The following is a 9,016-nucleotide window of genomic DNA, read 5'->3' as shown; positions in this document are numbered from 1 at the left end:
ACAATGGAATGCGTTCCCTGTAGGAGCTGCCGAAGGCTGCGATCTTTGCGATCTAATCCAAGCCCAACTTCTTCAGCCGATAACGCATCGACCTGAACGACAGACTCAACCGCTGCGCCGCCGCCGTGCGGTTCCAGCGGGTTTCCTCCAGCGCCTGCAAAATCAGCTTCCTCTCGACGCTCTCCAGATAATCCTCAAGATTGTCGACCTGCGTCAGATCGGCCATCGCCCCGTCCGCCGTGCAATTGCCTTCGCTCAAACGCAGATCCTGCGCCTCGATCGTGCGGTTTTCACACAGGGTGTGCGCGCGTTCGAGGACGTTCTCCAGTTCGCGCACATTGCCGGGGAAGCGATAGTTCTTTAGCGCCTCCAGCGCTTGCGGGTGCAGGCGCGCTTCGGGTTGTCCGGTGTCTTTGGCCAGGCGCTTGAGCACGTGCATGGCAAGCGCCTCGATGTCGTCACGGCGTTCGCGCAGGGACGGCACACGCAGTTCGATGACGTTGAGCCGGTAATACAGATCCTGGCGGAAGCGTTCGGCCGAAACTTCGGCTTCAAGGTCTTTGTGCGTGGCACAAAGGATGCGCACATCCACCACCGTTTCCTGCTGGCCGCCGACGCTGCGCACGGCTTTTTCCTGAATCGCCCGCAGCAGCTTCACCTGCATCGACAGCGGCAGGTCGGCGACTTCATCGAGAAACAGAGTGCCGCCATGGGCCGCTTGAAACAGTCCCGGCTTGTCTTCGACGGCTCCAGTGAAACTGCCTTTGCGGTGGCCGAAAAATTCGCTTTCCATCAGCTCTGACGGAATCGCCCCGCAGTTCACCGGCACAAACGGCTGGCTGGCGCGCGGACCTTGTTCGTGGATCAGACGCGCGACCAGTTCTTTGCCGCTGCCGGATTCACCACTGATGTACACCGGCGCCTGACTGCGTGCGAGCTTGTCGATCTGCCTGCGCAGATTGGCCATCGGCGGCGAGTCGCCCAGCAAGCGTCGCTCGATTGCCGTGCTCAAGCCGCCCGCTGTCGGCAGGCGCAGCGCCGAGCTGACCAGTTCGCGCAGGCGCGGCAGTTCCACCGGTTTGGTGAGAAAGTCGAACGCCCCGGCCTTCAGCGCATTGATAGCCGTTTCCAGGCTTCCGTACGCCGTGATCATCGCCACCGGCAGGTGTGGATCGCGTTGCTGAATGTGTTGCACCAGCTCCAGCCCGGTGCCGTCGGGCAGGCGCATGTCGGTCAGGCACAGGTCAAAGTGCTCGCGCTGCAACAGCGCCTGAGCTTCGCCCAGATTACGTGCGCTGAAGGTCTCGAGTTTCATCCGTCCCAGGGTGATTTCCAGGAGCTCGCGGATATCCGGTTCGTCGTCGACGATTAGAATTTTTTGCCGTGGGCTTGTATTCAACTTTGTTTCCGTCCGTGAGCAAAAGTGATGCAAAAGCAGCCGCCGCCTTGGCGTGATTTGAAGTCTAGGCGTGCCTGGTTGCTTTCGCACAGCTCACGGGACAGATAAAGGCCAAGACCGGTGCCCTGGCTGCTGGTAGTGAAGAACGGCTCAAACAGATGCGCCTGCTCCTCGGCCGACACGCCGGGGCCGTTGTCCTGCACTTCGAGCACCGCCAACTGGCTGTCCGGGTCGACGAACAGTGCCAGCCAGACGTCGGCCTGCTCGTGCAGTTGTGCACTGTGACGCCAGGCGTTGCGTATCAGATTGTCGAGAATCTGCCGCAATTGGTTGGGATCCATCAGCGTGGTGAAATCGCCGGAATTGATCCGCAGATGAATGTGCTGGCGCTCATTGGCCTGCTCGCGGATTTCGCCGACGAAGTCTTCCAGCCACGGCTTGAGGTCCAGCCGTTGCGGCGCGCTTTGCTGGCGGCGGGACAGTTGCAGGACGTTTTCGATGACTCGGTTCATGCGCTGGGAGTGGTCTTGAATAATCTGCGTCAGACGCCGATCTGCGCTATCGAGTTCCTCGGACTCGGCCAACAGCTGCGCGGCATGACTGATCGCGCCCAGTGGATTGCGAATTTCATGGGAGATGCCGGCGGTCAAACGCCCGAGCGCAGCGAGCTTGAGTTGCTGCGCCTGTTGGGTGATTTGCGCCAGGTCTTCGAGAAACACCAGCGTCTGCTGGTTCGGGCTCTGCTCAAGGGCGATGAAACTGGGCTGCAGCTCAAGGCCATTGCCGGGGATTTTCAGGCTCTGCGGGCGCAAGGTCGGGTTGTTGCGCCACAGTTGCAGACGCTCGACCAGTGCTGGCGAATATTCGTCGATCATATGACCTTGCAGGTGACTGTGGCCGAGCAGACTCTGCGCGCTGTGATTGGCCAGTTGCACCCGACGTTGCTCGTCGAGCACCAGAATCCCCGTGCGCATGCGTTGCAGGATCAACGCGTTCAGCGCCTCCAGGCTGACCACTTCGCTGGCGCGCTGTTCGGCCAGGGTCTCGCTGACTTCGAGGCGGCGGATCAACCCTTGCACCAGCAGCGAGGCGGCGAAGCACAGCGCGCCGAGGGTGCCGGCTTGCAAGTAGGCGTTGGCGCTCAAGGGGCGGCTCAGACCCAGCAAAAAGCTCAGGCCGACAATGCCGATCGCCGCGATGGCGGCAATCAGCAGGCCGATGCGTCGGCGTAGCAGGGTGTTGCTGATTGCCACCGAGACCACCAGCAGATTGCCCAGCGCACTGGCCACGCCGCCCGCCGCGTAGAACAGGCCGCACAACAGCAGCACGTCGACGAGGGCCAGGGTGAACAACTGCGCCGGGCGCCGGGTGTTTTCGAGGAACACCACCAGCAGCATATTGATGATCAGGTACAGCCAGCTGCCGCCGCGCAGCAGGTCGTCGTTGGCCGACGTCAGCAGGCGGTTGTCCATGTTGCTGGAGATCAGCAGCACCAGAGTGATGCCGACACTTAAACGGTACAGGTGATAAAGGCGCAGCAGACGCTGCGCCTGTTTCTGGTCGGCGTTGGCGGCATCAGCGACCACTGGCGCCCGGGCCTTGCTCGAGATGAGCCTGGCTGCAATACCACAGTTGCTGGTTGCCCAGCGCGCGGTCGCGCGGCAGGTGCACGCCGCAGTGGGCGCAGCGCACCATCGGCGGCGCGTCCTGTTCGCGCGGCGATCGGGTGGACGAGGCGGGGGCCTTGAATTTGCGCCAGAGCCAGATGGCGGCGAAGATCAGGGCAATCCAGAACAATAAACGAAGCATGATGAGCGGCTTTTCGACTGATGATCCGGCAGTTTAGCCAAGGACCCGATCAGCGCACAGCCTATTAAAGCGCGGCAATAAAAAAGGGAGATCCGCGGATCTCCCTTTTTCGTACCGCCGGTGTGATCAGTCGAATACGCCGAAGGTCATGTAGCTGAACCACGAGCGATCGGTGTCGCTGGATTCCGGCTCTGGCTCTTCGATCACGTCGCCGTTTTCGTCCTTAGGCTTGAGCTCGTTCGGAATCGCATCTTTCGCGTCCTGGAACTGCTTCTGCACATCCTGGTTGGCGCGGGTTTCGCCCGGCGGCAGCGGTGGACGCGATTCGATCAGGCCCAAAGTCGCCTTGCTCAGGAATGAACGGTTGTCGGCCTCGGCTACGCGTGGCACGAACTGGCCATCTTGCAGGCTCGGGTGATCCGGGTAGTTGAGCTTGAGGGTTTCCAGGCTGGTGGCGGCCAGATCGTCGAGATGCAGACGCTGGTAAGCCTCGGTCATCACCGCCAGGCCGTCGCCGACCGATGGGGTTTCCTGGAAGTTTTCCACGACGTACTTGCCACGGTTGGCAGCGGCTACATAAGCCTGACGGGTCAGGTAGTAGTCGGCGACGTGAATCTCGTAGGCCGCCAGCAGGTTGCGCAGATAGATCATGCGCTGCTTGGCGTCCGGCGCGTAGCGGCTGTTCGGGTAGCGGCTGGTCAGCTGCGCGAACTCGTTGTACGAGTCGCGGGCGGCGCCCGGGTCACGCTTGGTCATGTCCAGCGGCAGGAAGCGCGCCAGCAGGCCGACGTCCTGGTCGAACGAGGTCAGACCCTTGAGGTAGTACGCGTAATCCACGTTCGGATGCTGCGGATGCAAACGAATGAAACGCTCGGCGGCGGACTTTGCAGCTTCCGGCTCGGCGTTCTTGTAGTTGGCGTAGATCAACTCCAGCTGAGCCTGATCGGCGTAGCGACCGAACGGATAACGCGACTCCAGAGCCTTCAGTTTGGCTGTGGCGCTGGTGTAGCTGTTGTTGTCCAGATCAGTCTGAGCCTGCTGATACAGCTCGGCTTCGCTGAGGTTTTCGTCTACGACTTCCTTCGATGAGCAAGCAGCGGTCAATGCGAGGATGGCGATCAGCAGCAGGTGTTTCACTTGCATGGCGGCTTGCGTCCCTATGACGGCCGCTGTCTTGGGCGGGGCCGTCCTGTTATGATGAGCGCCCCGTTGAAAAGCCTCGGGGCAAAAGACGCCGTATTTAACCACAAGCGCGCAGCCGAAACCAAAGGCTGTGCCGACGCCCAGTCCGAGCATGTCCGATAAAATTGAACTTCGCGCAGAGGTGCCGTCCGAATTGGGCGGCCAACGCCTCGATCAAGTCGCCGCCCAACTCTTCGCTGAGCACTCACGCTCGCGCCTTTCCGCCTGGATCAAAGAAGGTCGCCTGACTGTGGACGGGGCGGTGATCCGCCCGCGCGATATTGTGCATGGCGGTGCCATCCTTGAGCTGACTGCCGAGCAGGAAGCCCAGGGCGAGTGGATCGCCCAGGACATCGAGCTCGACATCGTCTATGAAGACGACGACATCCTGGTGATCAACAAGCCTGCGGGCCTGGTGGTGCACCCGGCTGCCGGTCATGCCGATGGCACCCTGCTCAACGCTTTGTTGCACCATGTGCCGGACATCATCAATGTCCCGCGCGCCGGTATCGTGCATCGTCTGGACAAGGACACCACCGGTCTGATGGTGGTGGCCAAGACCATTCAGGCGCAGACCAAACTGGTCGCACAATTGCAGAGCCGCAGCGTCAGCCGTATCTACGAGTGCATCGTCATTGGCGTGGTCACCGCCGGTGGCAAGATCAACGCACCGATCGGTCGTCACGGCCAGCAACGCCAGCGCATGGCAGTGATGGAAGGCGGCAAGCCTGCCGTCAGCCACTACCGCGTGCTCGAGCGTTTCCGTTCCCACACTCACGTGCGGGTGAAGCTGGAAACCGGTCGGACCCACCAGATCCGCGTGCACATGGCACACATCAACTTCCCGTTGGTCGGCGATCCGGCCTACGGCGGGCGCTTCCGCATTCCGCCTGCGGCCAACCCGACCATGGTGGAATCGCTCAAGCACTTCCCGCGTCAGGCGCTGCACGCGCGCTTCCTTGAACTTGATCACCCGACGAGCGGTGAGCGCATGAGCTGGGAATCGCCGCTGCCGGAAGATTTCGTCTGGCTGCTGACCCTGCTCAAGCAGGATCGCGAGGCCTTCGTCGGATGAACTGGCTGACGCCGGACTGGCCTGCGCCGGCCAGCGTCAGGGCCTGTGTCACCACCCGCGAGGGTGGTGTCAGCGAGGCGCCGTTCGACAGCCTGAATCTGGGCGATCACGTCGATGATCGTCTTGAAGCCGTCGCCGAGAACCGTCGGCGTCTGACCGAGCACTTCTCTATACAGCCTGCCTGGTTGCAGCAAGTGCACGGGATCACCGTTGCCCATGCTGATCCGGGCATCGTTGCGACTGCAGATGCCAGCTGGACCGCAACGCCGGGCATTGCCTGCGCAGCGATGACGGCGGACTGCCTGCCGGCGTTGTTCTGCGATCGTGCGGGCACTCGCGTAGCGGCGGCCCATGCCGGTTGGCGTGGTTTGGCGGCGGGGGTGCTTGAAGCGACCCTCGATAGCCTCAATGTTGCGCCTGAAGAGATTCTGGTCTGGCTCGGCCCGGCGATTGGCCCAAAGGCTTTCGAGGTCGGTCCGGAAGTTCGCGAAGTCTTCATCAATCAATTGCCGGAAGCGGCGACAGCCTTCATGCCGAGCCACAATCCCGGCAAGTTCATGGCCGACATCTATCAACTGGCGCGCCTGCGTCTGGCTGAGCGTGGTGTCACAGCAGTTTATGGTGGCGGTTTATGCACCGTGACCGATCCGCGCTTCTTCTCCTATCGCCGTGCGTCGCGCACTGGGCGCTTCGCCTCTCTCGTTTGGATCACCCGCTAGACTTGCCTGATCTGCATCAACCCTCCGACGCTTGAATCTTGCAGAATCGACCGCATCTATAGCGGTATCTGGCAGGTTTCTTTATTCAGGATGGTTTCTTAGGTCCGGCCTGCTCAAAAGGAAGGTGACCCATGCGTATTGACCGTTTAACCAGTAAATTACAGTTGGCCCTGTCCGACGCCCAGTCGTTGGCGGTTGGCCACGATCATCCGGCCATCGAGCCGGCGCACTTGATGCAGGCCATGCTTGAACAGCAGGGCGGTTCGATCAAGCCGCTGCTGATGCAGGTAGGCTTCGACGTCAACAGCTTGCGTAAAGAGCTGACCAAAGAGCTCGACCAATTACCGAAAATCCAGAATCCGACCGGCGACGTCAACATGTCGCAGGATCTGGCGCGCCTGCTCAATCAGGCCGACCGTCTGGCTCAGCAGAAGGGCGACCAGTTCATCTCCAGCGAACTGGTGCTGCTCGCCGCGATGGACGAGAACAGCAAGCTCGGCAAGTTGCTGCTCGGCCAAGGCGTGAGCAAAAAAGCCCTGGAAAACGCGATCAACAACCTGCGTGGTGGCGAAGCGGTAAATGACGCCAACCACGAAGAATCGCGTCAGGCCTTGGACAAGTACACCGTCGACCTGACCAAGCGCGCCGAAGACGGCAAGCTTGATCCGGTGATCGGCCGTGACGACGAGATCCGCCGCACCATTCAGGTTCTGCAACGCCGCACCAAGAACAACCCGGTGCTGATCGGTGAACCTGGCGTGGGTAAAACCGCGATCGCCGAAGGGCTGGCGCAGCGCATCATCAACGGCGAAGTGCCGGACGGCCTTAAAGGCAAGCGCCTGCTGTCGCTGGACATGGGCGCGCTGATCGCCGGCGCCAAGTATCGCGGCGAGTTCGAAGAGCGCCTGAAAGGCTTGCTCAACGAGCTGTCGAAGCAGGAAGGGCAGATCATTCTGTTCATCGACGAACTGCACACCATGGTCGGCGCTGGTAAAGGCGAAGGCTCGATGGACGCTGGCAACATGCTCAAGCCTGCGCTGGCTCGCGGCGAGTTGCACTGCGTCGGCGCGACCACGCTCAACGAGTATCGCCAATATATAGAGAAGGACGCGGCGCTCGAGCGGCGTTTCCAGAAAGTCCTGGTGGACGAGCCGAGCGAAGAAGACACCATCGCCATTCTGCGTGGCCTCAAGGAGCGTTACGAGGTCCACCACAAGGTGGCGATCACCGACGGCGCGATCATTGCCGCGGCGAAACTCAGCCATCGCTACATCACGGATCGGCAGTTGCCGGACAAGGCCATCGACTTGATCGATGAGGCCGCCAGCCGTATCCGTATGGAGATCGACTCCAAACCGGAAGTACTCGATCGTCTGGAGCGGCGCCTGATTCAGTTGAAAGTGGAATCCCAGGCGCTGAAGAAAGAAAGCGACGACGCAGCGAAGAAACGCCTGGAAAAACTCCAGGAAGAAATCGAGCGTCACGAACGTGAGTACTCGGATCTGGAAGAAATCTGGAACTCGGAAAAAGCCGAGGTGCAGGGTTCTGCGCAGATCCAGCAGAAGATCGAACAGTCGCGCCAGGAACTGGAAGCCGCACGCCGCAAAGGCGACCTGAATCGCATGGCGGAGTTGCAGTACGGGGTGATCCCCGACCTGGAGCGCAGCCTGCAAATGGTCGACCAGCACGGCAAGAGCGAAAACCAGTTGCTGCGCAGCAAGGTGACTGAAGAAGAGATTGCCGAAGTCGTGTCGAAGTGGACCGGCATCCCGGTGTCGAAGATGCTCGAAGGCGAGCGCGACAAGCTGATGAAGATGGAGAGCCTGTTGCACAAACGGGTCATCGGTCAGGAAGAAGCGGTCGTGGCTGTGGCCAACGCCGTGCGGCGTTCCCGCGCCGGGCTGTCCGACCCGAATCGTCCGAGCGGCTCGTTCATGTTCCTCGGCCCTACCGGTGTTGGTAAAACCGAGCTGTGCAAGGCCTTGGCCGAGTTCCTCTTCGATACCGAAGAGGCGATGGTGCGGATCGACATGTCCGAGTTCATGGAGAAACATTCCGTGGCTCGTCTGATCGGTGCGCCACCGGGCTACGTCGGCTATGAAGAGGGCGGTTATCTGACCGAAGCGGTGCGTCGCAAGCCGTACTCGGTGATCCTCATGGACGAAGTCGAGAAGGCGCACCCGGATGTGTTCAACATCCTTCTGCAAGTGCTTGAGGATGGCCGGCTGACCGACAGTCACGGGCGTACGGTGGACTTCCGCAACACGGTGATCGTGATGACCTCCAACCTCGGGTCGATGCAGATCCAGGAGCTGGTCGGTGATCGCGAGGCGCAGCGCGCTGCTGTGATGGACGCGCTGACGTCGCACTTCCGTCCGGAGTTCATCAACCGGGTCGACGAGGTGGTGATCTTCGAGCCGTTGGCGCGGGATCAGATCGCCGGGATTACCGAGATCCAGTTGGGTCGCCTGCGCAGCCGTCTGGCTGAGCGCGAGCTGAAGCTGGAGCTGAGCCCGGAAGCGATGGACAAGCTGATCGCCGTCGGTTACGACCCGGTGTATGGCGCACGTCCTTTGAAACGGGCGATCCAGCGCTGGATCGAAAACCCGCTGGCGCAGTTGATCCTGTCGGGTCATTTCATGCCTGGCGACACCGCCACCGGCAAGGTCGAGAACGACGAAATCGTTTTCGGCTAAGCCTCAGCGGCAATGAAACCGGGAAGGCCTCGCATTGCGAGGCCTTTTTTTCGCCAGGCTGTTGAACTCCAAGGAAAAGGCTTGTAAAGTGCGCCCCGCAGTCAGTCACCGGCAGCGTTTCAAACCACCGGGTTGG

General features: G+C 61.1%; 7 protein-coding genes. 3 read left to right on the top strand and 4 right to left on the bottom strand.

Annotated elements, in window-relative coordinates; translation table 11 throughout:
- Nucleotides 1–52: 52 nt before the first annotated feature.
- The 4 genes from F8N49_RS21510 to F8N49_RS21495 all read right to left on the bottom strand — a co-directional run bounded on the left by F8N49_RS21510 (nt 53) and on the right by F8N49_RS21495 (nt 4,351).
- Nucleotides 53–1,399, bottom strand: coding sequence for a sigma-54 dependent transcriptional regulator (locus tag F8N49_RS21510; RefSeq protein ID WP_122747329.1), 1,347 nt, complete (start codon nt 1,397–1,399; stop codon nt 53–55).
- The gene (locus F8N49_RS21505; protein ID WP_151552470.1) at nt 1,396–2,985 is read right to left on the bottom strand and encodes a PAS domain-containing sensor histidine kinase; all 1,590 of its coding nucleotides are present in this window, start codon (nt 2,983–2,985) and stop codon (nt 1,396–1,398) included. The genes F8N49_RS21510 and F8N49_RS21505 overlap by 4 nt, the downstream gene beginning before the upstream one ends.
- Complete coding sequence (locus tag F8N49_RS21500) at nt 2,975–3,208, bottom strand: PP0621 family protein (RefSeq protein WP_016773138.1); 234 nt, start codon at nt 3,206–3,208, stop codon at nt 2,975–2,977. The genes F8N49_RS21505 and F8N49_RS21500 overlap by 11 nt, the downstream gene beginning before the upstream one ends.
- Nucleotides 3,209–3,334: 126 nt before the next feature.
- Nucleotides 3,335–4,351: an outer membrane protein assembly factor BamD gene (locus F8N49_RS21495; protein ID WP_016773139.1), complete on the bottom strand. Its 1,017-nt coding sequence runs from the start codon at nt 4,349–4,351 to the stop codon at nt 3,335–3,337.
- A 151-nt stretch (nt 4,352–4,502) separates the two neighbouring features.
- Here F8N49_RS21495 and rluD point away from each other — a divergent pair, with 151 nt between their 5' ends.
- The 3 genes from rluD (at nt 4,503) to clpB (ending at nt 8,880) form a co-directional block, all read left to right on the top strand.
- Nucleotides 4,503–5,465: a 23S rRNA pseudouridine(1911/1915/1917) synthase RluD gene (gene rluD, locus F8N49_RS21490; protein ID WP_042610487.1), complete on the top strand. Its 963-nt coding sequence runs from the start codon at nt 4,503–4,505 to the stop codon at nt 5,463–5,465.
- On the top strand, nt 5,462–6,184 hold the full coding sequence (gene pgeF, locus F8N49_RS21485; RefSeq protein WP_151552468.1) for a peptidoglycan editing factor PgeF: 723 nt from the start codon (nt 5,462–5,464) through the stop codon (nt 6,182–6,184). Before rluD ends, pgeF begins: the two co-directional genes overlap by 4 nt.
- A 131-nt stretch (nt 6,185–6,315) precedes the next feature.
- Nucleotides 6,316–8,880 (top strand): ATP-dependent chaperone ClpB, encoded by a 2,565-nt coding sequence (clpB, locus tag F8N49_RS21480; protein WP_016773142.1) that lies wholly within the window; start codon nt 6,316–6,318, stop codon nt 8,878–8,880.
- The last annotated feature ends 136 nt before the right edge of the window (nt 8,881–9,016 follow it).

The sequence above is a fragment of the Pseudomonas sp. GXM4 genome (assembly GCF_008923895.1).
Classification (GTDB): Bacteria; Pseudomonadota; Gammaproteobacteria; order Pseudomonadales; family Pseudomonadaceae; genus Aquipseudomonas; species Aquipseudomonas atacamensis.
The sequence above is the reverse complement of the archived record's forward strand: the minus strand, read 5'-3'. Positions and strand labels throughout refer to the sequence as shown.